At 63.6% G+C, this 24,757-nt stretch carries 19 protein-coding genes and 2 pseudogenes; 8 read left to right on the top strand and 13 right to left on the bottom strand.

The features are described from left to right. Positions 1 to 60 precede the first annotated feature (60 nt). The 3 genes and pseudogenes from SLW75_RS05295 to SLW75_RS05285 all read left to right on the top strand — a co-directional run bounded on the left by SLW75_RS05295 (position 61) and on the right by SLW75_RS05285 (position 2,859). Complete coding sequence (locus tag SLW75_RS05295) at positions 61 to 747, top strand: hypothetical protein (protein WP_296309265.1); 687 nt, start codon at positions 61 to 63, stop codon at positions 745 to 747. 105 nt (positions 748 to 852) lie between these two features. After that, positions 853 to 1,986 (top strand): annotated as a pseudogene (locus tag SLW75_RS05290) (cache and HAMP domain-containing protein); the annotation flags it as partial. Between the two features lie 27 nt (positions 1,987 to 2,013). Continuing rightward, entirely contained in the window at positions 2,014 to 2,859 is an 846-nt protein-coding gene (locus tag SLW75_RS05285; protein ID WP_410933827.1) for a methyl-accepting chemotaxis protein, read from the top strand. An 83-nt stretch (positions 2,860 to 2,942) separates the two neighbouring features. Here SLW75_RS05285 and SLW75_RS05280 read toward each other — a convergent pair whose 3' ends face one another. From SLW75_RS05280 to ppnN, 5 genes are all read right to left on the bottom strand, one after another. After that, positions 2,943 to 3,389 (bottom strand): CBS domain-containing protein, encoded by a 447-nt coding sequence (locus tag SLW75_RS05280; protein ID WP_410933754.1) that lies wholly within the window; start codon positions 3,387 to 3,389, stop codon positions 2,943 to 2,945. A gap of 160 nt (positions 3,390 to 3,549) precedes the next feature. Beyond that, complete coding sequence (locus SLW75_RS05275) at positions 3,550 to 4,005, bottom strand: type III secretion system chaperone (RefSeq protein ID WP_410933753.1); 456 nt, start codon at positions 4,003 to 4,005, stop codon at positions 3,550 to 3,552. Between the two features lie 56 nt (positions 4,006 to 4,061). Then, positions 4,062 to 8,990: an AvrE-family type 3 secretion system effector gene (locus SLW75_RS05270; protein WP_410933752.1), complete on the bottom strand. Its 4,929-nt coding sequence runs from the start codon at positions 8,988 to 8,990 to the stop codon at positions 4,062 to 4,064. A gap of 81 nt (positions 8,991 to 9,071) precedes the next feature. Beyond that, positions 9,072 to 9,665, bottom strand: coding sequence for a GNAT family N-acetyltransferase (locus SLW75_RS05265; RefSeq protein WP_410933751.1), 594 nt, complete (start codon positions 9,663 to 9,665; stop codon positions 9,072 to 9,074). Positions 9,666 to 9,887: 222 nt separating this feature from the next. After that, the gene (ppnN, locus tag SLW75_RS05260) at positions 9,888 to 11,261 is read right to left on the bottom strand and encodes a nucleotide 5'-monophosphate nucleosidase PpnN (RefSeq protein WP_065991552.1); all 1,374 of its coding nucleotides are present in this window, start codon (positions 11,259 to 11,261) and stop codon (positions 9,888 to 9,890) included. Between the two features lie 200 nt (positions 11,262 to 11,461). Between ppnN and SLW75_RS05255 the strand changes: the two genes are divergently transcribed. Both SLW75_RS05255 and SLW75_RS05250 read left to right on the top strand, forming a co-directional pair. Further along, a complete protein-coding gene (locus SLW75_RS05255; protein ID WP_410933826.1) occupies positions 11,462 to 11,989 on the top strand; it encodes a sterol desaturase family protein in 528 nt (175 codons plus the stop codon). A gap of 131 nt (positions 11,990 to 12,120) precedes the next feature. Beyond that, positions 12,121 to 12,840, top strand: coding sequence for a dienelactone hydrolase family protein (locus tag SLW75_RS05250; RefSeq protein ID WP_192131321.1), 720 nt, complete (start codon positions 12,121 to 12,123; stop codon positions 12,838 to 12,840). A 29-nt stretch (positions 12,841 to 12,869) separates the two neighbouring features. On the opposite strand, the gene SLW75_RS05245 is transcribed toward SLW75_RS05250, so the two are convergent. Further along, positions 12,870 to 13,667 carry a CAP domain-containing protein gene (locus tag SLW75_RS05245; RefSeq protein ID WP_410929258.1) on the bottom strand — a complete coding sequence of 266 codons (798 nt, stop codon included), beginning with the start codon at positions 13,665 to 13,667 and terminating at the stop codon, positions 12,870 to 12,872. A 321-nt stretch (positions 13,668 to 13,988) separates the two neighbouring features. On the opposite strand from SLW75_RS05245, the gene SLW75_RS05240 reads away from it, so the two are divergent. Then, on the top strand, positions 13,989 to 14,525 hold the full coding sequence (locus tag SLW75_RS05240; RefSeq protein WP_410933750.1) for a GNAT family N-acetyltransferase: 537 nt from the start codon (positions 13,989 to 13,991) through the stop codon (positions 14,523 to 14,525). A gap of 493 nt (positions 14,526 to 15,018) precedes the next feature. Here SLW75_RS05240 and SLW75_RS05235 read toward each other — a convergent pair whose 3' ends face one another. The 7 genes and pseudogenes from SLW75_RS05235 to SLW75_RS05205 all read right to left on the bottom strand — a co-directional run bounded on the left by SLW75_RS05235 (position 15,019) and on the right by SLW75_RS05205 (position 21,690). Then, complete coding sequence (locus SLW75_RS05235; RefSeq protein ID WP_410933749.1) at positions 15,019 to 16,071, bottom strand: ABC transporter substrate-binding protein; 1,053 nt, start codon at positions 16,069 to 16,071, stop codon at positions 15,019 to 15,021. Then, positions 16,068 to 17,264, bottom strand: coding sequence for an NAD(P)/FAD-dependent oxidoreductase (locus SLW75_RS05230; RefSeq protein ID WP_410933748.1), 1,197 nt, complete (start codon positions 17,262 to 17,264; stop codon positions 16,068 to 16,070). The genes SLW75_RS05235 and SLW75_RS05230 overlap by 4 nt, the downstream gene beginning before the upstream one ends. After that, positions 17,261 to 18,673, bottom strand: coding sequence for an FAD-dependent oxidoreductase (locus SLW75_RS05225; RefSeq protein WP_410933747.1), 1,413 nt, complete (start codon positions 18,671 to 18,673; stop codon positions 17,261 to 17,263). The genes SLW75_RS05230 and SLW75_RS05225 overlap by 4 nt, the downstream gene beginning before the upstream one ends. Then, on the bottom strand, positions 18,670 to 18,960 hold the full coding sequence (locus SLW75_RS05220) for a (2Fe-2S)-binding protein (protein ID WP_410933746.1): 291 nt from the start codon (positions 18,958 to 18,960) through the stop codon (positions 18,670 to 18,672). Before SLW75_RS05220 ends, SLW75_RS05225 begins: the two co-directional genes overlap by 4 nt. Before the next feature lie 43 nt (positions 18,961 to 19,003). Continuing rightward, entirely contained in the window at positions 19,004 to 19,798 is a 795-nt protein-coding gene (locus tag SLW75_RS05215) for an ABC transporter permease (protein ID WP_037010374.1), read from the bottom strand. A gap of 3 nt (positions 19,799 to 19,801) precedes the next feature. Beyond that, a pseudogene (locus SLW75_RS05210) lies at positions 19,802 to 20,665 on the bottom strand (ABC transporter permease). After that, positions 20,662 to 21,690 carry an ABC transporter ATP-binding protein gene (locus SLW75_RS05205; RefSeq protein WP_410933745.1) on the bottom strand — a complete coding sequence of 343 codons (1,029 nt, stop codon included), beginning with the start codon at positions 21,688 to 21,690 and terminating at the stop codon, positions 20,662 to 20,664. Before SLW75_RS05205 ends, SLW75_RS05210 begins: the two are co-directional and overlap by 4 nt. A 246-nt stretch (positions 21,691 to 21,936) precedes the next feature. On the opposite strand from SLW75_RS05205, the gene SLW75_RS05200 reads away from it, so the two are divergent. Together SLW75_RS05200 and SLW75_RS05195 are read left to right on the top strand one after the other, a co-directional pair. Then, complete coding sequence (locus tag SLW75_RS05200) at positions 21,937 to 22,773, top strand: IclR family transcriptional regulator (protein ID WP_192131341.1); 837 nt, start codon at positions 21,937 to 21,939, stop codon at positions 22,771 to 22,773. A 265-nt stretch (positions 22,774 to 23,038) separates the two neighbouring features. Beyond that, entirely contained in the window at positions 23,039 to 24,658 is a 1,620-nt protein-coding gene (locus SLW75_RS05195; RefSeq protein WP_192131343.1) for a methyl-accepting chemotaxis protein, read from the top strand. Positions 24,659 to 24,757: the final 99 nt, after the last annotated feature.

The raw sequence follows: 24,757 nt of genomic DNA, 5'->3' as shown, positions 1-24,757 counted from the left end.
CTCGCCGTGTTTTCTGTTTTATCCGTTTGCCGACGCCTGCGCCCGCTGTTTGCCCTGTGCATGCTTGGGCTCGGCGCTGCCGGGTGTACGCGCCAGGACGGCCAGGATGTCGCCACGCAGTTCAGCGAGACGCGGCCCCAGGAGTTCTTCCAGACCAGCGTAGACCGCATGGCGACGCTGGCGATGGCCGACAACCTCGACAGCCTTTACCTGCTGATGAACAAACTCTACCTGCGCAACCCTGGGGAGTGGCGCAAGTCCGGCTTCGTCGATGCCGCGGCGGCCGAACGCAACGTGCGGCAGGCCATCGAGCAGAAGAAGCCGTTGCCGCAGTTGGGCACGCGACGTGACCTGGCAGCGCTGAGCTACGCCCTGAGCCCTGAATTCCTTGGCGATCGCGTCGGCGCATTCATTTATGCCATCGGCAGCATGCTGGTCACGGCCCACGGCGGGCGCCTCGAATTCTTCATGACCGACCAGATCAACCCGACGTTCGTCAACAATGCTGCGCGCAATATCGAAAAGGCCACCTGGCTGCTGAGCCAGCGGCAGAACGCCAATGGCGAGTTGCTGCTGTTCTCCAACGAGATTTCGGAGGAGGGCAGCAACCTCAGTTTCGCCACCGAGTTCGGCAAGATCGTGGCGCGCCTGGACCTGCTCACCCAGATGCTCGACGAGCGATATAGACGCATCGGTTTGAATTACGCCCAGAGCCTGCTGTTCCTGAATTTCCTTCCGGTGCAATGACGCCCCGCTGTGCCGGAAAAAACCTTTGCGCTATCCCTCATCCTTGTCGGCTTACGGTCGATAGCTCCTCAGGAGTCTGCAAAAAACAACTATAAAATTCATGGCATGGGGTCGACGATGTTTAAAACAGTGCAGGCGCGCTATACGGTCATATTTGTGACCTTGATTGTGGTCATCGCAGTGATCACCGAGCAGGGCATCGTACATTTCGTCACGCCCAAGGTGCGAGAGACCCAGGAAAAAGTGGTGCTGAGCCAGGTGGACCAGATCGGCACGCGAGTTCTTTCGGACCTGGCGCGCGTAGAGGCTCAGTCCCGGGCGATCACCCAGGCGGTTCCGCTGCTGGACAGTGATGGCATCGACACTGTGCTGCCAGGCCTGGTCGATCAGTACGGCGATCAGAAAGTCTTCGGCGGCGGCGTCTGGCCGATGCCGGACAAGCGCACCCCGGGGCGCAACAAACACAGCTCGTTTTTCCACCGTGACGGCAGTGGCCAGTTGGTGGTGAGCACGTTCTGGAACTCCGACCCTGCGCCCAACTACTGGGAACAGCCATGGCACCGCGCCGGGCAGAACGCACCCAAGGGCAAATGCGCCTGGGCGGCGGCCTATCAGGACGAAGCCAGCCCGCAACCGCGCACCAACTGCGCGATGGGCATCTACAAAGATGGCGCGCTCTACGGCGTTTCGACCATCGACGTCACCCTGGGCTTCTTCAACGGCCTGATCCAGGACAAGGAAAAAGACATTCAGGGTCAGGTGATGATCGTCGAGCGCGACGGCAAGATCCTGACCAACCAGAGCCGCATTCCCGGCGAAATCATCCTTAAGAACGTCGCCGGCTTCAGCGGCCAGTCGATGTTCGCCAAGGCCATTCAGGACGGCCTGGGCAAGGTCTCTGGCGACGCTGTGTATTCCCGGGAATACATCGACCCGCAACTGGGTGACCTGACCTTCTTCCTGCGCCCTGTGGTGGGCACGCCGTGGATGATCGCCACCTCGTTGCCAACCGCCATGCTCACCGCCAGCAGCACCGAAGTGCTGAAGACCCTGGGCTGGCTGCAGATTCCCCTGGTCGTTCTGTTGCTGGTGGTGCTGGGCTTTGCCTTCCATCGCTTGCTGGCACGGCTGACCGTTCTGCGCACCAACATCGACGCGCTGTCTTCGGGTGAGGCCGACCTGACTCGTCGCATTCCGATCAAGGGCGAGGATGAACTGGACGCTGTCGGCCACTCGGTCAACAAGTTCATCGCCTTCCAGCAAGCGATGATTGTCGAGGTGCGCAGCGGCACCGAGCAGATCTCTGCCGGGCTGGTGCAGTTGCAGGATCAGTCGCGCAACATCAACCAGATCCTCAACCGCCACGCCTCGGAAACCGATCAGGCGGTGACCGCGATCAACGAGATGAGCGCCACCGCCGACAGCGTCGCCGAGAACGCTACGCAGACGGCGAGCTTTACCCAATCGGCGAACGATGCCGCGCAGCGCTCCCGGGACGTCGTCGACGAAGCGTCGGTCAGCGTGCGGGCGCTGGTGGCCGAGGTCGAAGAAGCGACGAAGTACGTTCAGGAAATGCAGGTCGATGCCAAACGCATCACCGATGTGCTCGGTGTCATCGGCGGCATCGCCCAGCAAACCAACCTGCTGGCGCTGAACGCGGCCATCGAAGCGGCGCGGGCGGGTGAGCAGGGCCGAGGCTTTGCGGTGGTGGCCGACGAAGTGCGGGCGCTGGCCGGTCGTACCCAGCAGAGCACATCGGAGATCAACGAGATGCTCGCGCGGCTGGAACAGGGCGTGAGCACTGCGGTGGGCGCGATGGAGAAAACCAAGGTCAGTTGCCAGTCGACGGCCGACCGTACGTCCCGCGTCAACGAAGGCCTGGACGGGATGGCCGGTTCGGTGCTGCGCATCCATGACCTGAGCGCGCACATTGCAACGGCGGCAGAGGAGCAGAGCGCGGTCACCGAGGAGATCAACCAGAACATGATCGCCATTCGGCACATGGTGGGTGAACTGGTGGGTTGTGGTCAGCAGACCGACACCAGCGTCGAGGCGCTGATGGCGTCCAACGAGCGGCTGGTGGCGATGATCGATCGCTTCAAGGTTCGCTAACCGGCGATCCATTCACTCGCGCAAAACAAAGCCGGAGCCCAAAAAGCGCCGGCTTTTTTGTGGGGCGCAGAAGGTGTCTGAGCTCAGTAACTTTCGCCGCGAATGTATTCCTGCATTTTTTCGATCAGCCTGGCCTGTTCGGCAATGGCCGCCTTGACCAGGTCGCCGATGGACAGCAAACCGATCAGTCGGCCTTCGTCCACCACCGGCAAATGGCGCAGGCGGCGGTCGGTCATGATGTTCATGCAGTGCTCGACCGTGTGCTGCGAACCCACGGTCTGTACGTCGTGGGTCATGATGTCGCTGACCGGGGTCCCGGCCGAAGCGCGGCCCTTGAGCTCCATCTTGCGGGCGTAATCTCGCTCGCTGACGATGCCGATCACCTTGCCATCTCGCACCACCGGGACAGCACCGATGTTCTTTTCGGACATCAGCTTGATCGCCTCGAGGACCATCTCCCCGGGCCCGACGGTGTGGACGTCAGCGTGGTGCGGGTCTTTCAACTTCAGTAGTTCGGCTACGGTCGTCATGCTGGCCTCTCCGGCGCGTTTCTTGTGAGCACGGCCAATCCGGCCGTGCATAGAGAATCGTCGAGAGATGGCATTCCGGCAAGTTTGAAAGCGCCATGCCCGGCCCTGAAAGCGTCACCGACCCGATTTCCCGTTGCCGCGTCGGTGGGCTGGCGCGAGCTTAGCCGATCCGCCGCGACAGGCCGCCCTGTCCCTGCCCATGCATCGGTGCTTTTGCCGGCGATGCCGCGCGCTGCTGCAGCAGACCGGCAACGTCACGGGTCTGCAGCACGAACCCTTGCACCCAGTCCACGAAGGTCATCTCGTCCAGTGCCTTGAGCGGCAGTTGCGTGCACAGGCGAACCGCCTGTTGCTCATCCAGGGCCAGCCAGCAGCCACTCATGGCGCCGCTGTCGAAGTTGAGCCGCATCAGCCGCTCATACAGGCTCGGGTCGGGGCGCAGCGACAGTTTGCAATGCAGAATCGCGACGTCGCCCGCCGTCGGCACCTCGATGATCACCACTTCGCGGCCCTCATCGAACAGCGCGCACACGCCGTTTTCGAGTTGCAAGGCGGTGCCCAGTCGTTTGCCCAGTGCCTGAATGCAGCCGTCTGCGTGTGTCGTTGTGTTCATCATTTGCGGTGTCCTGTCCGGGGTTTCGATTCGATCAATAGAGGGGCGGGCGCGGCGGCCTAGCGCGGCCGGAAAGCGCCATTGCCGGCCTGGCCCAGCTCGTGGGCGGGCTGCGAGTCGCCACGGTCGGCGATGGCGCCGTCGGCGGTGGCCTTTTTCGGGTTCCTCTGGTCAGGGCCGTAGTCGAAGGTGACTTCACCCATGAGGCGTTCGATGCTCAGCGCGCTGCCGCTCTTGAAGCTGACAAAGGGGAACGGCGTGCCGAACGCGTCTTCTTTCGCGGCGGTCCTGAAGACCGCGATGCTCTTGATGCGCAGATTGTTCTTGTCGCCGAGTATGTCCTTGAGCATCGCGTCGGTCAGCCGTCCACTCAATGCGCCGTCCTCGATGCGTTCTTTGACGTCGTCACGGACCTCAAGCTTGATTTCGGCGCGAGTGGTGCCCTTGCTGTCCTTCATCGCATCGAGCAGGCCTTTGAGCTGCGGGTCGGCGCTCATCATTTCGTGAATCCGCTCGGCGTTGCCCGGGTTGCAGTCACGGCCGAGCATCTGTTTGACGCGGTCGATCTGCCGCTTGGAAGGCGCGGCCTGATCCAGCCGGTTGACGTTGTTGTGTTTGACCACCATGTCCATCAGCGACATCAGGCTGGAGCCCTGGCTGGCAGCGGTGTTCTGCCGGTCGAGCTGGCGCAGGCTCTGGCGCGCGGCGTATTGCGCGTCGTTCTCGTCTGACGTGGCCTTCAGGTATTTGTCCTTGAGGTCCTGCAGCATTTTCTCAGGAGCCTTGCCGGCGGGCGACGGATTCTTGCTCATGCCGGGGAAGGCCTTCTCCAGTGTGTCACCCAGGGTTTTGACGTCGGCGGTTCGCAGCGGCAGGGCGTTCTTGAAGCGCACTTCGTAGCTCTTGCCGGTCTTGTTGTCGAACGCCAGTGTCGCGCTGACCCCCAAGGGTGCGCCGCCGGCCACGAACAGGTTGCTGGGGCGCGACGTAAAGACGGTGCTGAACATCCGCGCGTAGCCGGTCACCGAGCCTTTTTCGAGGAAGCGCGCGCGGTTGCTGCTATAGACGTCGGCGTGCAGGCCGTCGCTGCCGTGGCCCTCAGTGCGTTCCCGTTCGGCGCTGAGCAATGACACGGTTCCCAGCAGGCCGGCGCCGAAGCGCATGAAGCCGGCAACGGGTTCGGCATCGGTGCGGCCCTTGTTGGTCCGGGATTCAAGGTTGACCCCGGCATCCAGGTCGAACGCGTGCTTGCCCGTGGTGCGCACTTCCTTCTCGACGCCGCGATCCATCAACGCCATGGGTTTGAGGCCTCCCTGCGCCGGACGCTTGCTGCTGGCCAGTTGCGTCTGCATCAGGTCAATCATGAAATCATCGATTTCGTCGTCGCGAATGAAAAAGCTCAGCGCCGTGCTGTTGGCATACTTGTACTTGGCGTCCAGGCTGCCGCCGAACCAGCCGCCGTTGGTCTGGAGGTTGGCGTGGCTGTCGCCGGGCGTGGTTTTGGTGTCACTTTTGCCGCCACCAAAACCGAAGCTTCCTGTGCCGCTGATCGCGCCTTCGCGACTCATCGACACCTTCAGGCCGCGGTCGAATCGGGTGAAGGTCAGGCCGTAGGTCCGCTCTGGATCGATATTGCCGCGAAAACCCAGGAACGCGGGCTCGGCCGGCCCCGCGACGCCGCCGGTGACGCCGCCGCCGTAATTGCGGTTCAGCTTGAGGCTTTCTCGAGGCTCCAGATTCTGGAGCGCCTCGGTCAGGGCGAGCATGACAGCGGCGTTATTCGGGCCGGCAGGGGTCTGCAGCCCTTGCAGCACGTTGCGCTTGAGCGGGTGGTTGTCCTTGCGCAAGTGCTTGAGCAGGTTCTTGGTGGCGTCGTAACTGGCTTCGAGGGAGGCATGGTCACGGAAGCCGGCATCGGTGTAGCGCTTCACCGGGCTGCCTTCGTAGGCGTCGTTGTGCAAGGTGGCCAGCGCTGTGGCGATGGTGTCGAAATCCTTCGCCCCCGGTTTCTTCACTTCATTGGCGAACCCGTCGAGGGCGGCGCTGATGTCGTTGAGCACCTTGACGTCCAGCGCCAGGCGAGCGCGCAGCAGGGCCTGGTTATCGCCTTGGGTGCGAGAGCCATCCAGCGGCGATTGGGTGTTGCGCCGCTCCAGCGTGAAATGCGCGTTCTTCAGCTTGGTGAGCAGCTGCCCCAGTTCGTGAGCGTTGTCGATGCCGCTGTCACGAAGGACGCTGGCCACTTGCGGCAGCATGTCATTGTTGCGCGGCTTGCCCTGGAAGGCCGGATTGATCGCGCCATTTTTCAGCAACGCGCCTTCGTCCTGGGCCAGTTCGCGCAGCGTCTTCTGCAGGTCTTCGGTGACGCTGGTCTGGAACCAGTTGAATAGCTCCGCCAGCTCGCTCGATTCAGGTGACAGGCGAGGCGCCAGCTCATTGATACGCGCAGCCATGGGTCGCGGCGGCGTGCCGGTCGCCGCGCCAGTCGCCGCAGCCGCGCGGGTGCTCAGCTCGCGCAGCAGCGCGGTTTCTTCGGTGTAGATCGGCTTCAGGCCTTCGCGGCCTTTCCAGGCGTGCTGGAGGCTGTCGGCAGGCACTTTTACCGCGCCGGTCAGCGAAAGATGGGAGGTAAGGTAATTCTGCCGGAGGGAGGCAGGGGCGTACTGCTTGGCCTTCATGCTCTCGATGTTGTTACTGCCCATCACGTTGACGGTGACCTTGGCCGAGCCTCTGCGCAGGGTTTCCGGCTCGGCCGCCGCCAGCCGATTGAAGGCCGCATGGTCATTGCTCAGGCGCGCCGGTGCGGGTGTGGCGGCTTCCCACCCGGTTGCGGTTTTGACGAATTCTCCGGCGCTGGTGGTAGCCAGCAAACGTCCGTCGTGATTGGGGCGCAGGTCCTGAAGAACGGTCCCCGGTGGGGTGGTCGGGCCCTGAACCGCTTGCCAGGTCCGCTGAGGATTGAGCCTTCGAGCGTTGGCCTCGTCGCCGCTCAGCTGGAATACTGCGCCGCCGCGCAGGGCGAACCAGTGCTTGCCGCCGGTGCTGATCGCCTGGATATCGCCCGTTCCGGGCGGCTGTGGCAGCACCGCGCGTTCACCGTTCTGGTCGTGGAGGCGCAGCTTACCGCCGCTCAGGGTCATGAAATTCTGATCGTTCTGCACGGCCAGTTTGTCGGCGACCACACCCTCGGCACCGCGCAGGGCGGTGCCCTTGGCTTCAGTCCCGCGACCTTGCAGGGCCAGGTCGGCGCCGCGCCCCATTTCATGGGCGGCGGCCTGGGGCGCCACTTTCAGCTGTTTGAGCTTGCCATCCTTGTCGATGAGGTAAGCGAAGCCGTCCTGGCCAGCCTGCAGCGCTTTGATGTCCTTTTCGCTGGTCTTCTTCCATTCGTCGGTGCGCGGGTCTTGCACCAACAGCGTCTTTTCGATGGTTTCTTTCAATTCTTCAACGGGCGGGTTGTGCACTAACCGCTTGTCGAGAGGACGGACGTATTCGCCGCGCGGTGCCTGGACCCGCGATGAGCGCTTCTGCTCGTAGAGGGCGATTTTGCCGCGCGGCAGCTGAATCTGTGTGGCGGCGTCAGGGGTCAGGACAGGCAAGCCGTGCTGACGATCCATGACCAGCGGCGCCATGACCCAGCCAGGCACGAAGTCCTGTTTTGCCTGATCCCACGATGCGCTGTGCTCTACGCCTCGCTGGTCCTTGACGGTGGCGTGCAGCAGGTTTTTTTCGTCATGAAAAAAGCCGCTGACGGTATGGTGACCAAAGGCCGTCTGCAGGGCGGGCGAGGGGCGCACTTTCTGCAGTGTGAGCTCATTCACGAAGAGGTTGTTTTGTTGCGCTTCAGCGGTCGGCAAATGCGCCTCCAGGAGTTCGCCCGAGGCTGTCGTCGCCAGCAGACGATCACCGATGAGCGCCACGGATTTGGCTTTCATGGCCGCATCGTTATCCGTGCCGGTGGGGGTAATGAGCGGGAACGCATCATGGCGGTCGGCGCCAAGCCCGTTGCGCAGTTGGAGTAACTGGTTGCCTGAGGCGTTTTCGCTAAGCGCCATCAGTGCACCGGCGGTGGAGCGTCCGAGGGCCGTGACCTTTTCTGTGAAATCCAGCGGCTTGGTCAGATCACTCAGCTCGTACACCTTGCCTTCGTCGTTGAGCCCCAACAGGTTGCCGCCGCCAATGTTGTGCAAGGTTTTCAGCGTTGCTCCCTGGGTGTTCTCCTGCCATTGGCCCCCATGCAACGCGTACAACTTATTTTCGTGAATACGCCAGGCGGTGTTGTTCGCGTCCTTGTGCACGCCGGTGATCTGCGCGCGATGGGCATCGGTGGGCATCGCCATTTTTTTGCCGTCGCTGGCGGAGGCGACGCGGTTCTCGCTGCTCTTGAACAGTGAAATGGCGATATCGCTGGCATGGGCGTGGAGCAGCCGGTTCTGGCTGTCGACCATCAGGTATTCGGCTTTCTGCGCGTCCTGATTGAGCGGCGCGAGGTCCTGATAACGCTGATCGTGTTTGCTCAGAATGCCTTCGAGCAACCGCTCGGTGGGGTTGGGCTGGTCGGTGCCGCCAAAGGTCAGTCGTTGATTGTGCAGCGCCATGCTCAGCCGGGGTGTCAGGGCGTTGGCTGGTGGCTGGGCTGCCGTCGGAGCGCTGGGTATCGGGCCGATTGGCGGCACGGGCGCGTTCGCTTGTGGCGTGGCTGATGCAGCTGCCGTTGTTGAAGCCGGCGCCGCATGGGGGGCGAGCGCGGTCTGCGGGGGGGTTGCAGCGGCTGTGCTGCGGGGAATTGACGAGGCATCCCCCGGTCGGGCCTTGAACAGACCGCCTGCGAAGTGGCGGCTTTTCTGCAGCGTTGACCGGCTGGCAGTGGCCATGCGCGCCAGCACGTTTTTGCGCTGCGTGGGGCCGGTTCCGGGTGCTGCAGCTGGGTTCAGGTGGGTGGTGCCGACACTGGTGGTATGACCACGGAACACTGGAGGTAAAGCCATGCTGACGCCGTCCATGCAAGTGAGTGCTTGGTGGGGTGAGTGGCGTCAGGGCGGAGGGTGGTTCCCGATTTTCTGAAAAGATCAGGCGGGCCCGTCAGAGGGCTTGCGCCGTGGGCGGGAGATGACCGATTCGATGTTCTTGCGGCCGATCAGCAACGGGCTCTTGGCTTTGCGCGAGGCCGGCATGTCGGCCAGCCATTTGTACATCACCAGGCAGTCCACCAGCCCGAGCCGGGCATGGCGGTAAGCGCGAGGCAGACGGCCGACGGTCTCAAACCCGAGTTTCTGCCAGAGCGCGACGGCGACTTCATTGGTGGCCACCACGGAGTTGAACTGCATGGCCGAGAAGCCGCTGTCCAGCGCCAGTTGCTGGGAGTGCTCGCACATCAGGCGCGCGACGCCACGACCCCGCGCGGCCGGGGTGACCATGTAGCCGCAGTTGCTGACATGGCTGCCGGGGCCTGCCGCGTTGGCCTTGAGGTAATAGCTGCCGAGCAGCACGCCGTCTTCTTCGGCGATCAGCGTGTGCATCGGGTATTCCAGCCACAGGTGCCGGGCCTGCTCGCAGGTCAGGTCGGGGGCGTAGGCGTAGGTTTCCTGGGCCCGGACGACGGCCTGAAAGGTGGGCCAGAAGACCTCGAAATCATCGGTGGTCATAAGGCGGATGTGGATCATGGGTCGGTTCCGGAATTCGGGGAGGGGCAGGTTTTGCGCGTGATGACTTACCTGTGGGAGTGACCGGGGTGGCGCTCCACCTTGCTCACGAAGAGGCCCGTTCGGCCTGCGCATCTCTGGCGGCAGTGATGCCGCCTTCGCGAGCAAGCTCGCTCCCACAATTGGGCTCCCACAAGGGTGATGCAGTGTCATGCCTGAAGGGTGGCCTCAGGCCATGCTCCGTTAAGACACTACCCGATAACACGGCACATACGCCGCGCCGCCCGGCAGCTTCATCCGGTGCTGCTCGACGAAGGCTTGCAACAGCTTGTCCAGCGGCTGCATCACTTCAGCGTCGCCGTGGATTTCATACGGGCCGTGTTCTTCGATCAGGCGAATGCCCTTGTCCTTGACGTTGCCCGCCACGATCCCGGAGAACGCCCGGCGCAGGTTCGCGGCCAGTTCGTGGGGCGGCAGGTCGCGGCGCAGTTGCAGGCTGGCCATGTTGGCGTGGGTCGGGTCGAATGGACGCTGGAAGCTCTCTTCGATCTTCAGCAGCCAGTTGAAGTGGAACGCGTCGGCACGGTCGCGGCGGAACTGGCGCACCGAAGCCAGGCCAAGGGTCATCTGCCGTGCCACTTCCGACGGGTTATCGATGATGATCTGGTAATGCTTGTGCGCTTCTTCGCCCAGGGTGGCGCTGACGAACGCGTGCAGCTGCTCCAGGTACGGCGCGGTACTTTTCGGGCCGGTCAGAATGACCGGGAACGGCAGGTCCTGGTTGTCCGGGTGCATGAGGATGCCGAGCAGGTAGAGGAATTCCTCCGCCGTGCCTGCGCCCCCCGGGAAAATGATGATGCCGTGACCAACCCGCACGAAGGCTTCCAGGCGCTTCTCGATGTCCGGCAGGATCACCAGCTCATTGACGATCGGGTTCGGCGCTTCGGCCGCGATAATGCCCGGCTCGGTCAGGCCCAGGTAACGGCCGCCGGTGATGCGCTGCTTGGCGTGGGCAATGGTCGCGCCTTTCATCGGGCCTTTCATCACGCCAGGGCCGCAACCGGTGCAGATGTCCAGTTTGCGCAGGCCCAGCTCGTGGCCAACTTTCTTGGTGTATTTGTATTCTTCTGTGTTGATCGAGTGGCCGCCCCAGCACACCACCATCTTCGGTTCGACGCCGGGGCGCAGGGTGCGGGCATTGCGCAGCAGGTGGAATACGTAATCGGTGATGCCCTGGGAGCTGCTCAGGTCGATGCGCTGGCTGTCGAGCTCGCTCTCGGTGTAGACGATGTCGCGCAGGGCGCTGAAGAGCATTTCCCGAGTGCTGGCAATCATCTCGCCGTCGACGAAGGCGTCGGCCGGGGCGTTCAGCAGTTCGAGGCGCACGCCACGGTCTTGCTGGTGGATGCGCACTTCGAAGTCCTGGTAAGCCTCCAGGATGGTCTTGGCGTTATCGACATGGGCGCCGGTGTTGAGGATGGCCAGGGCGCACTGGCGGAACAGGGTGTAAATGCTGCCGGAGCCTGCGGCGCTGAGCTGCTGGACTTCACGTTGGGACAGTGTTTCCAGGCTGCCCTTGGGGCTGACCGAAGCGTTGATGACGTGTCTTGGAGCCATTCTTGATTCCTTGAAAGCGGTGCCGGCCGCCGCGAGGGGGCAGGGCACAAATACAGTAAGCGTTCGAGACGCTCACCCATGGGGCCATTTTTTACATCGGTTGGTCAGGAAAGCAAACGTTGTGAGCGCGAATCTGGAAATTTCCCGTGACCCCGGTATGCTGCTCCTCGACGCCCAGACCCATCGGCCCTCCCGACGCTATGATCTTCAACTTCATCATTTTTCTCCTGACCCTTGTCGCCATGGAAGGGGTCGGCTTCCTCGCCCACAAGTACGTGATGCACGGCTGGGGCTGGTTCCTGCACAAGTCCCACCACGAAGAACAGCTCGGCGCGTTCGAAACCAACGACCTCTATCTGCTGGCCCTGGCCCTGGTGGCGATCGCGCTGATCGTTGCCGGCAACAGCGGCCATGACCCGCTGCAATGGGTGGGCGCCGGCGTGGCGGCATTCGGTGTGCTCTACGTGTTTATTCACGATGGCATGGTCCATCGTCATTGGCCTGCGCGACCACGGCCGCGCAGCCGCTACCTCAAACGCCTCTACCACGCGCATCTCATGCATCACGCGGTGAAAGGCCGACGCAACAGCGTGTCCTTCGGCTTCCTTTATGCGCCCTCGGCGGCGACGCTGCAACACCAGCTGCGCGATCATCGTTCTGCCCCCCGTGACGAGCGTTGTCGAGACAGCGCCGGCGCGGCCATGGGCACGGATCTGCAGAACGGCTGAACGGACTCCACGCCGGACCGGTCATTAGTTTCACGTGCGTCACGCTGTTGCGCGTCGTGTTGCTGTCGTAGCACTGACGGTCAGTCGTCTCACGCTGTTAATCAACGCGAATTCCTTCTCCGGAGAACCCCATGACTCAAGCATCGACACAGGCAACGGGCAAGACCGTCACCTTCAAACGCCCCGACGGCAAAGAGTTGAGTGGCTACCTGGCCAGCCCGGCCAAGACCGACGGCGCACCGGCCGTGGTGGTGATTCAGGAATGGTGGGGCCTGAACGACCAGATCCGTGGCGTGGCCGATCGGCTTGCCGCCTCGGGCTATCTGGCGCTGGTGCCTGATCTGTACCGTGGCGAAATGACGGTCGAGGAAGAAGAAGCCCATCACCTGATGGACAAACTCGACTTCGCCGACGCCGCCACCCAGGACATCCGCGGCGCCGTGCAATACCTCAAGGGCCACAGCCAGAAAGTCGGCGTCACCGGCTTTTGCATGGGCGGCGCGCTGACCCTGTTGGCGCTGAACTTCATCCCCGAACTGTCTGCCGGCGTGGTGTTCTACGGCATGCCGCCGCTGGAATTCCTCGACCCTGCGGCGATCAAGGTGCCGGTACTGGCGCATTGGGGCACCCAGGATGAGTTCTTCCCGGCGGACGGCGTCGATCAGCTCGAAGCCAAACTCAGCGAAGGCGGCGTGGACCTGGAATTCCACCGCTACCTGGCCCACCACGCCTTTGCCAACGAAGAAGCCGTAGGACCTGGCCGGATTCCGGGCACGCAATACGACCCGGTGTGGGCGCAGCTGGCCATGGACCGCACGCTGACGTTCTTCGGCCGCACGCTGTGGGGTTGAAGAGAGCGGCGCTTGAGTAGCTGCTAGCGTTACTGCACCCCGAACAGCGCCGTCCAGTAAATACCGGCGTCGCTTTTCGGGTCGGTGGCGTACGCAGCGCCCAGGTCATGAAACTGCGGGTTCATGAGGTTGGCGCAATGGCCGGGGCTGGCAAGCCAGCCTTCGACCACCTTGCGCGCGTTGTCCTGGCCGGCGGCAATGTTCTCGCCGATCTGCTGGCCGATGTACCCGGCCAGCTCCGCACGGTCCCCCGGCGTCCCGCCGTTGCGACCCTTGTGGTCAAAATAATTGTTGTTGGCCATGGAACGCGAGTGGCTCTCGGCTGCGCTCATCAGAGTGTCGTTCCACACCAGCGGCGCGGCCGCAGGAAACGACTGGGCGCCACATTGCTGCGGCTGCTTGCGCGCTTCATTGATCAGCCCCAGCAGTTTCTGGCCCTCGGCCTGCGCATTACCCAACCCGCCCGCCAGCAGCGGACGTGCCAGCACGATGCGCCAGTCGCGGTCGTTGCGGCTGACGCCGATGTCGACGAACTGCGGATTGAGCACCACCTGACAAAAACTTTCCTGAATGGCGGCCATCGCCGCTTGCGCGTCGCGCGGGCCCGAAAGTGTGATCGCCTGGACGCTGACCATCGGATACGACGCCCGGGCCAGCATCGGCTGCAGGTCCACCGTGCCACTGGCCGGCAGGTTCAGGCGCGGGTCGCTGTTGAGTGGCGGCAGCTCGGTCGACGCCACATTGGCGCAAGGCTGGGCCTGGCTGCGGTAGGTATTGATTGACTGGATCAGCTGCGTTTCTTCGCCGGCCACGGCTGTCCCTGCCATCAGCAGCGCCAGGGGCACAACAGCGAGACACTGGATGAATGATCTGAAACGCATGGAAATCTCCCTCGAACTGACGCGCCCACGGTGCGCGATTTTACCTGTCGCGATTAGTCTGAGCTGCACAAACCGTGGAGGTTGCAGCGATGAGCAGGGTTTTTGCAATAGCCGGCGTGAAAACCCGGTGTTTCGCCGCATGCTGCACGCCGATGCGTGACTGAACGGGCGCGAAGGAAGAGGGCGTTTGTTTATTCCGGGCCCGGGCGGTAGTCGTCACACCGGCTGAGCCACATAATCAGCGCTCGACCCTGCGGTGCGACCTCGATGACCACGACCATTCAGCGACTGACCCCGGAATATGCCTCGGCGTATCGAGCCCTGATGCTTGAAGCGTACGCCCTCCATCCTGATGCGTTTACCTCCGACGTCGCCGAGCGCGAAGCCTTGCCGATCAGTTGGTGGGAAAAGCGGCTTGTGGTCGGGCGTGACGCGAAAGAGGTGGTGTTTGGCGCCGTTGAATCAGGCAGTTTGCTGGGGGTTGCCGGCCTGTCCCTGGAAACCAGAAGGAAAGCCCGCCACAAATCCACGCTGTTCGGGATGTACGTTCCCCACGCCCATCGCGGCAAAGGCATTGGCCACGACCTGATCAGCAGCGTGTTGGCCTACGCCCGTAGCCAGCCACCGCTGTTGCTGGTCCAGTTGACCGTCACCGACGGCAACCGCGGCGCGCAGGGCTTATACGAACGGATGGGCTTTGTCCCGTTTGGGGTGGAGCCGTATGCGGTGGCGGTGGGAGAGCAGTACGTGTCGAAGGTGCACATGTGGTCTGATTTGCGGCGTTCCGGGCCTGAGATCGGCTGAAGCCGGGCGCACTGTTGGATCACGGTCGATTAGTGGGACCGGCTTTAGCCGGGAAGAGGCCAGTGCGTGCGCCATCCAATTTGCGGTATGGCCTCCGACGCCTTCCCGGCTGAAGCCGGTCCCACTGTTGGATCGCGGTCTGTCAGGGGGACTGGCTTTAGCCGGGAAGAGGCCAGTGCGTACGCCATCCAATTTGCGGCGCGGCCTCCGACGCCGTCCCGGCTGAAGCCGGTCCTACTGTTGGATCGCGGTCGGTTAGTGGAACTGGCTTTAGCCGGGAAGAGGCCAGTGTGTGCGCCATCCAATTTGTGGCGTGGCCTCCGACGCCTTCCCGGCTGAAGCCGGTCCCACTGTTGGATCGCGGTCGGTTAGTGGGACTGGCTTTAGCCGGGAAGAGGCCAGTGTGTGCGCCATCCATTTTGCGGTATGGCCTACCGACGCTTTCCCGGCTGAAGCCGGTCCCACTATTGGATCACGGTCCTGCTTTAACCATCTAGCGCTCGATCGTGCGGCTCCAGCGGGCGTTCCATTCCGGGCGGACCTGGTTGACCTGATCCCAGTCGATGGTCACGGCGGTTTCCAGGTATTTGTTCATGGCTTCGACCTGGCCACGGGTCTTGTCCGTGGTCGGGGTTTTCGGGTTGGACGGGATCTGGTCGCCCATTTCCAGGGCCGGCGCCTGGGCTTCCGGGGTCAGCAGGAAGGCCGCGAGTTTCTGCGCCAGTTCCGGCTGGTCGTTGTTGGCGATGGTGCACTCGGCCACGTTCAACACCACACCGCCTTCCTTCGGCGGCGCGTATTCCACCGGCACGCCCTTGAGCTTGAGCGCGGTGACCTGGGTCGGCGTCAGCGGGAACAGCGCCGCTTCCCCGGTCTGCACCATCTCCGATATCTTCGCGGAACTGGCGATGTACTCCAGCACGTTCGGCCCCACCTTCTTTGGCCACGCCTTGAAACCCGGCTCGACGTTGGTTTCGTTGCCGCCCTGCAACCGGTTGAACATCAGAAAACCGTGCAGCCCAAAGGTGGAGGAGGCGAGCGACTGGAACACCAGCTTCTCTTTATATTTAGGGTCCGCCATGTCGGACCAGGACGTCGGCGCGCTCCAGCCATTGTCCTTGAACATCTTGGTGTTGTACGCCAGCCCCGTGACACCGAGGCTGACGGCCACCGCTTCGTCCTTGATCTTGCCCTTAGCCGGGATGTCCGCCAGGCTCGCGCTCGGATTCAGCTTGCCGCACAGGCCCATGGAGATGGCGCGGTACATGATCCCGTCGTCGAGGAACATCACGTGCATCTGCGGATTGTCCTTGCTGGCCTGAACCTTGGCGAGGATGTCCGAGGAGGTGCCCGGCACGATCACCACCTTGACGTTGTTCGCCTTCTCGAACGCTGGCAGCACGTTGTCGGCGTACAAGCGCTCCATGGTGCCGCCGTTCATGCCCAGGTACAGCGTCGGTTCGGCCTGTACGGGCATCGAAGCAACAAACACGGCAAACGGCAGGCAAGACAAGCCAGTCAGGGCAACACGTTTCATATGAGTCATGGGTTCGACCTTCCTCTGAGCAATGGAATGACGTTATCGGTGCCGGACGGCACGACGATGGCAGGCGATGAAGTGTGCGGTTGCGATTGAAAGCGTGTGATCGAGAACGGCGTCAGGTCGATGTTCGACGCCCCGGCACAGACCATTTGCGCCAGCGCCTCGCCCGCCGCCGGACCGATCTGAAAGCCCGATCCCGCAAAGCCGAAGCCGTGCAGTAAACCGGGTTGCGTGGAACTGGCACCCAGGACCGGTTCGCGGTCGGGCAGATAGCCTTCGGTGCCGCTCCAGGTACGAATGGCCTGGGCACCGGCCAGCGGCGGGTACAGCTCAACGGCGTTGCGCAGGATCTCCAGAATCGCCGCCTGACCGGGGCGCGCGGTGGCCGGGTCCAGCGGGAAACCCTGGCCGCCGCCCAGCACGCAATTGCCCCGCGCCACCTGACGGGCATAGATTCCGCCGCCCTCGACGCCGGTACTGACGTCCATGAACATCGGCAGCGGTTCGGTCACCAGCATCGCCGGGTGACCCGCGCGCATCGGCACCGGTTCACCGAACTGCTGGGCCAGTTGAGCCGCCCAGGCGCCGGCGCAATTGAGCAGCCAAGGTCCACGAAAGCACTGATCATCGGCGGTCCGCACGACAAACGCCTGACCGTCATGGCTGACCTCGCTGACGTGGGCTTGCTCGAACGTCTGCGCACCGGCCCGGCGCGCAGCAAAGGCAAACGCCGGAGAAACGAGGCGCGGATTGGCATGGCCGTCCTCAGCACACAGCGAGGCGCCCACCGCCACATCCCCGGCCCAGGGAAAGCGGGCGCGCAACTGGGCGTGGTCGAGCAACTGCAGCTGCATCCCAAATCCCCGGGACGCCTCTTCATAGGCGACCAGCGCGGCCATGTCCTTGTCACTGCGGGCCAGCTTGAGATGCCCCGAGCGTACGTATTCGCCGTCGGTGCCGATGAACGCGCGCAGGTCACCCCAGATTTCATGGGCGCGCCGGGACAGCGGCAGTTGCGACAGCGGACGGCCCTGACGGCGCACGCCGCCGTAGTTCACACCGCTTGAGTGAGAGCCGAAAAAGTCCCTTTCCAGCAGCGCCACGCGTTTGCCGCTCAGGGCGAGAAACAGCGCCGCCGAGGCGCCGACAATCCCGCCGCCAATCACCACCGCATCCACCTCGACGGGCTGGCTCATTGTTCTGCCTCCACGCCAAATGGCAGCGGCTTGATCGGTGCCTGCCCACGCAATCGACCAACGCAGGCAACCTCGCGGCCCGACGCGTGAGCGACGATTTCCGTCGCGGCCAGCCCACACATGCGCCCCTGACAGCGGCCCATGCCGACCCGGCACATGGCCTTGACCCGGTTGATTTCCCAGTGACCCTCGGCCACGGTCTGGCGGATCTCGCCGGCGCTGACTTCCTCGCAACGGCAGACGATCAGGCTGTCCGGCGCCTTGGCCGCCCAGTCCTCGGGGAACGGGAATGCGGTTTCCAGCCCCTGGCGAAACCGCTGGATGGCTGCCAGTTGGCGCTGTAATTCGATGCTGCGGGCGCGGTCGATACGGTAGCCGAGGTCGCCGAGCAAGGTCAGGGCCGCCAGTTCGCCGGCCATTTCGGCGGCGTCGGCGCCCATGATGCCCGCGCCATCACCGGCCAGATACACGCCCTCGACGCTGCTGCGTCCGGCGGCGTCGCGGGTCGGCAGCCAGGCACGGTTCAACGCGCTCCAGGCGAAGTCGCAGCCGAGCAGATCGGCCAGCTGGGTTTCGCTGCGCAGGGCATGGGCGAACGCGAGGGCATCACAGACGAGGTTTTTCCGTTGATTCCCCTGTTGCCAGCTGACCCCGCTGACCCGTCGCTCGCCCTGAATGTCCTGCAGATGAACGCCCTGATGCACCGGGATGCCGTGGGCCGTCAGCCAGGCGCGGTAATAAAGCCCTTTGGCCAGCGTCGACGGTTGCCCGAGCAGCGCGGGCAGGGCGCGGGTCTGGGCGGAGAAGGGCGAGCTGTCGAGCACCGCCGCCACCGTCGCACCGGCTTTGGCGTATTGATACGCCACCAGATACAACAGCGGTCCGCTGCCGGCGAAGACCACCCGCTGACCGATGGCGCAGCCCTGAAACTTCAGCGCGATCTGCGCCGCGCCGAGGCTGTAGACGCCGGGCAATGTCCAGCCCGGTAACGGCAGGATGCGGTCGGTGGCCCCGGTGGCCACGATCAGATGCTTGAACGGGACCTGCGCCGCGCGGCCATTGTGCAGGGTATCGAGGGTGCGCGATTCGGCGTTCCACACCAACGTCTCGGGACGGTAGTCGATCTCAGCCTGCAACTGATCGAGGGTGGTGTGAACCGACTCGGCCTTGCCCGCTTCGAAACCGTACAGCGCCTTCGCCGACCGTTTGAAATGCTCCGGCTGGCGTCGATAGACCTGACCGCCGCCGCGCAGGCTTTCATCCAGCAGACAAGGGCGCAGACCGTGGGCAAGCAGCGTCTGCGCCGCGCGAATTCCGGCGGGGCCGGCGCCGACGATGACCGTGCTCGCACCCGAGGTCGCTGGCGCGTTGACGGCCTCGCTGACGGCTCCGTTTTTCGCCCCGTTCATAGGCTGCGCCCCGGATCGCGGGTCACGCAGACATTGGCTTCGAGCAGCGTCGAGCAGGCCCGCACCCGGCGGCCGTCGCCCAGTTTCACCCAGCAATCCTGGCACGCGCCCATCAGGCAGAAACCGGCCCGGGGTTCGCCGCTGAAGTCGCTGCCGCGCAATGAGTCTTCTGCCGTCAGCACCGCCGTGAGCACTGTATCGCCCTGCAAGCCGCTGGCCGGCTGACCGTCGAGGGTGAAGGGCAGCACGGCGCGGTCGCGTTCGGCCAGTCGTTTCAGCAAGGCCATGGCGTGCGCTCCATCGGGCAAAGGTGGGTAAACCGAACAGTCATCAATGCCTCCCTACCAGTACACGGTCCAGCCCATACACCCGGTCGAGAATGATCATGGTCGCCGCCGTCAGGGCGATCACCAGCGCAGACACCGCCGCCATCATCGGATCGATGGATTCGGTGGCGTACACGTACATGCGCACCGGCAGGGTCTGGGTCGACGGCGAGGTGACGAAGATCGACAGCGTCACTTCATCGAAGCTGTTGATGAACGCGAGCAGCCAGCCACCGGCCACGCCGGGCAGGATCATCGGCAGGGTGATCAGGCGGAACAGCGTGAAGCGGCTGGCACCGAGGGATTCGGCGGCCTGCTCGGCGCTGCGGTCCATGCCGATGGAGGCGGCAATCACCAGGCGCAGCACGTACGGCGTGATCACCACCACGTGGGCGAACATCAGCCAGACGAAACTGCCGTTCACGCCCATCAGCGCGAACAGGCGCAGCATCGCCACCCCCAGCACCAGATGGGGAATGATGATCGGCGACAGGAACAGGCCGTTGAGGAAGTCGCGGCCGGGAAAGCGGTAGCGGGTGATCGCCAGTGCCGCCGGCACGGCGATCAACGTCGCCAGGGTGGCCGCGACCACCGCCAGAATCAGGCTGTTGTAGAAGGACTGAATGAAATCAGCGCGCTCGAATACCGCCCTGAACCAGCGCAGGGAAAACCCGTGCCACGGCAGGCTGAGCGTGTTCTCCGGGGTGAAGGCCACCAGGCACACCACCACCAGCGGCGCCAGCATGAACACCACCACCAGGGCGTGAAACGACAGGGCCAGAGGACCGTTCTTGGACATCGCTCATTCCCCCAGGGATTTTTTATAGCGGCCTTCGACCAGCCGGTTCCACGACAGCATGACCAACAGGTTGATCAGCAGCAGCGCCACGGCAATCGCCGCGCCCATGGGTCAGTTGAGTTCCGAGAGGTATTGGTCGTAGACGACGGTGGCGACCATCTTCAGGCGCCTCCCGCCGAGCAGTCCGGGGATGGCAAACGAGCTGGCGGACAGGCCGAAGACGATCAACGTCCCCGACAGCACGCCGGGCATGACCTGCGGCAGCACCACCATCCTCATCACTTGCGCTTGGGTGGCGCCGAGGGACAGCGCGGCCTGTTCAGCGGAGGCGTCGAGCTTTTGCAGGGATGTCCACACCGGGATGATCATGAACGGCAGCATCACGTGGACCAGCGCCAGAATCACCGCGAACGGCGTGTAGAGCATCTTGATCGGCCGCCCGCCGAGGGCCTGGATCGCTTGATTGATCAAGCCGTCGGCGCCCAGCAACAGACTCCAGCCAAACGCCCGCACCACCACCGAAATCAGCAGCGGCGTGAGGATCAGGATCAGAAAAATCGACCGCCACGGGGTGCCCATGCGGCTGAGGATATAGGCCTCGGGCACGCCGATCACCACGCACAGCAGGGTCACCAGCGCGCTGATCCAGAAGGTGCGCAGGAAGATCTCGTAGAAGTACGAATCGGTGAGCAGATTGGTGTACTGCGCCAGCGTCCACTCACCGCCCTTGACCCCGACTTCGTAGTCGAACACGTTGAACGACAGCACCAGCGTCAGCAGCAACGGCAGCACCAGCAGGCCGAAGAACAGCGCCAGTGCCGGCGCCGATAGCAGGTACCCGCGTCCGGTGTCGCGCAGCACACTCATGCCGGCACCTCGTCGACGCTCAACACCCGCAACAGGTCCGACGGCCAGTCCAGCCCCACCGCGAAGCCTTCGTTCATCGGCGCGTCGCCATCGTTGCGGCGCACCACAGTGATTTCGCCGATGGGCGTTTCGATGCGGTACAGCCACTGGCTGCCGAGGAAGTAGCGCATGGCCACGCGCCCTTGCAGGCGGCCAGTCCCCGCAGGCACCAGGTCGATTTTTTCGGGGCGCAGGCTTAACACCAGCTCGCCGTCGCCAGGCTGATGACGGACCTGGGCCGCGCCGCTGGCATCGCGATCACCGCGCAGCAGATTGGCCTTGCCGACGAAGCCCGAGATGAAACGCGTACGGGGGTGTTCGTAGAGGTGGTAGGGCTCGTCGATCTGGGTGATGCGCCCGGCCTGCATCACCACGACGCGGTCGCTGATGGACAGCGCTTCGGCCTGGTCGTGGGTGACCATCAGGGTGGTGATGCCGACTTCGCGCTGGATGCGGCGGATCTCGAACTGCATTTCTTCCCGCAGGTTGGCGTCGAGGTTGGACAGCGGTTCGTCCAGCAGCAACACCGGCGGCTCGATCACCAGCGCCCGGGCCAAAGCCACCCGCTGACGCTGCCCGCCGGACAGCTCGCGAGGGTAACGCTCGGCATGGGGCGTGAGGCGCACCAGTTCCAGCACCCGGGAGACGCGGCGCTCGATGTCGGCGGCGGAGACTTTGCGCATTTTCAGGCCGAAGGCGACGTTGTCGCGCACGCTCATGTGCGGGAACAGCGCGTAGGACTGGAACACCACGCCCAGGCCGCGACTGGCCGGTTTGGCGTGGGTGATGTCGCGGCCGTCCAGCAGGATGCGGCCGGCGCTGACGTCAACGAAGCCGGCGATCATTTGCAGGGTGGTGGTTTTGCCGCAGCCGGAGGGGCCGAGCAGGGAGACGAATTCGCCTTGCTCCACCGAAAGGTCAGTGGCCACGACCGCATCGATGGGGCCGTAGCGTTTGCACAGTGCCTGGAGTTGAAGAAAAGCCATGGCTGCGTTCCACCTTTTTTCGTGCACACCGAAGGCGTGCGTTTTTTATGGGCAGATGCGAAGAGAAGTGATGCGTGTGGCCGTGGACGCTGGCGCTCGATCAATGTCGGCTGCCGCTGTTATTCAAATCGCCCTGTGGACCGATCCTAGGCCCAAGACTAGGATGCGCTCAACGAGCAATTTCATTGAGTGAGTAGTTTTTGCAAATTCATTCATTCAGCGAAAAGAAACAAGGATTGGGGTGCTATGGATTCCACTGAGCGGAAGAGTGCTGAGAAAGAAACAGGGGTTGGTGCGGTCTCTCGCCTGTTTGCCGTGCTGCGGGCGCTGGGCAATTGTCCCGATGGCAGTGAACGGGTCACACAACTGGCGCAGCAGGTGGGTCTGTCGCAACCGACCACCCACCGTTTGCTGCGCAGCCTGATGGACGAGGGCATGGTCGAGCAGGACCTGCGCAGCAAGCGTTACCGCCTGAGCCTGGAATTTTTCGCCCTTGCCGCGCGCGCCGGACAGTCCGGCAACCTGCGCGACGTGGTGCGGCCGAGTTTGCTGCGCCTGTCGGCCTCGTTGGGGGACTCGTTGTTTCTGCTGGCCCGCAGTGGTTTCGATGCGGTGTGTCTGGACCGCAGCGAAGGGCCGTACCCGATCCGCACCTTCACCGGCGACATCGGCGGTCGCGTGGCACTGGGCGTGGGGCAGGGCAGTCTGGCGATCCTGGCGTTTCTGCCGGAAGAAGAACGCGAGACCGTCATCCGCTACAACTTGCCGCGCCTGCGGGATTTCCACCTCTACGACGAAGTAATGCTGCGCTCGGAAATCGACACAGTGCGGCGAACCGGCTACGCCGCGCGCAACACCGGCGTGCTGGAAGGCATGGCGGGTCTGGCGGTGCCGATTCTCGACCGCGATGGCCGGGCCGTGGCGGCGTTGAGCGTGGCCACCCTCAGCGACCGCCTCAGTGCCGACCGCATGCCCACGGTGGTGGACATGCTCAAGCGCGAGGCAACGGCGATCAGCCAAAAGATCAATCCCTTCGATCCGGTGCTGCGCCGCCCCTCTCAGGTGTTCGGTCAGCGAGAATGACTGCCGCAGCTGACACACTCATCTGAATGCCTTTCAGTACATTTAGATAGCCGTTTGATTGGGCTGCAGGCCTTGCTCTTGGGGCTTCTCAGCCGTTCGTCGGATCTGCCGGGCCGGCCTTCAAGAAGCCCTGCGCAGGGTCGAAGCACTCTGTGCAGGCGCCTCGTTTTCGGACCGCTCCGACGCGATGGCACAGGGATGTGGCAAGCCGCAAAAACTCCGGGTGATCCTCGGAGCAGGTTGTCCTCCCTTTTGAGATCCTCCTATGTCGAAATCCCTGAGATTGCAGATCCTCGCGCTGCTCAGCGGCAGCCTCGTGCTGGTCGTGCTGATTGCCCTGGCGTGTTTCCAGTTCCTGTCCAGCAACGTCCACGCCTATCGCGGTCTGCTCGAGGGGCCGTTGCACGCCTCGCAACTGGTCGATCAGGCCAACCTGCAGTTCAAGGTTCAGGTGCAGGAATGGAAAAACGTGCTGTTGCGCGGCAAGCAACCGGCTGATCGCGATAAATTCTGGGCGCAGTTTGAAGACCAGGAGCGTCAGGTGCAGGACACCCTCGGCAGCCTGAGTGCAATGGACGGGCTGGACCCCGCGACCAAAACCCAGGTCGACGCGCTGCGCAACGAGCACCGCACCCTCGGCGTGGCCTACCGCAAAGGCCGTGACGCTTACATTGCCTCCGGTGGCGATCCGGTTGCCGGTGACATGGCCGTCAAAGGCGTTGACCGTGCCGCCAGTGAGCAGATGACCGGCCTGGTGGTTGGCCTGCGCAAGCAAAGTGACGAGCAGTCGACGATCCTCAGCAGCACCGCCGACCGGACCATCCTTATCGGCACGCTGGTCATGCTCGCCTCGGCGTTGCTGGTCGGCGTGCTTACCCTGTGGATGGTCAACCGCAACATCGTCGGCCCGATCCGCATGTTGATCGAATACGTCGCGCAACTGAGTCAGGGCAAGTTCAGCGACCGCGTCAGCATCACCCGTCAGGATGAGCTGGGACGTCTGGCCGTTGCGGCGAACACGCTGCGGGATTTCCTTGCCGACACATTTACCCGCCTCAAGCGCAGCACCACCGACCTGGACAGTGCCGGCGGCGAGCTGAAAGCCATTGCCGCGCTGATGGCCCAGGGCACCCACGAGCAGTTCGAGCGCACCGATCAGGTCGCGACGGCGATGACCGAAATGTCCGCCACCGCCCAGGAAGTCGCCCGCCACGCGGCTCAAGCCGCCCAGGCCGCTGACGAAGCGGATCGCAGTTCCCAGGAAGGCAGCAAGGTGATGGGCGCGACCATCACAGCAATCACCCAGATGCGCACCGAGATCAGCAACACCGCCAATGTCATTCGCCGTCTGGAAACCGACAGCGGGCGCATCGGCAAGGTGCTGGAAGTGATTCGCGGCATCGCCGAGCAGACCAATCTGCTGGCGCTGAACGCGGCCATCGAAGCAGCCCGTGCCGGCGATGCCGGGCGCGGTTTTGCGGTGGTTGCCGACGAAGTGCGCACGCTGGCCCAGCGCACCGCGGCCTCGACGGCGGAAATCAACCAGATCATCAGCTCGGTGCAGACCGGCGCCGTCGATGCTGCCCAAGCCATTGAAAGCGGGCAGGCCCGCAGCCAGGAAAGCGTCGATCAGGTGGCGCTGGCAGGCTCCTCGCTGGAACGCATTACCAGTGCCGTGGAAGCCATCCGTGACATGAACCGCCAGATTGCGACGGCTGCGGAAGAGCAGACGTCCGTGGCCGAAGACATCTCCCGCAACCTGACGGAAATCACTGCGATTGCCACCACCAACCAGGACAACGTCCAGCGCACGCAAACCGCGAGTCAGGATCTCCATGTGTTGTCGGTGGGGTTGAATGACGTGATCTCGCGGTTGAGTGCCTAGAACTCGGATGTTCATAAGCCGGTCCCACTGACGCACTGCGATCACTCAGTGATGATCGTTCCCACGCTCCGCGTGGGCATGCAGACCTAGACGCTCCGC

Source organism: Pseudomonas sp. W5-01, from assembly GCF_046540435.1.
In the GTDB taxonomy this organism is placed as follows: Bacteria; Pseudomonadota; Gammaproteobacteria; order Pseudomonadales; family Pseudomonadaceae; genus Aquipseudomonas; species Aquipseudomonas graminis_B.
This window is presented reverse-complemented; position numbering and strand designations above follow the sequence as displayed.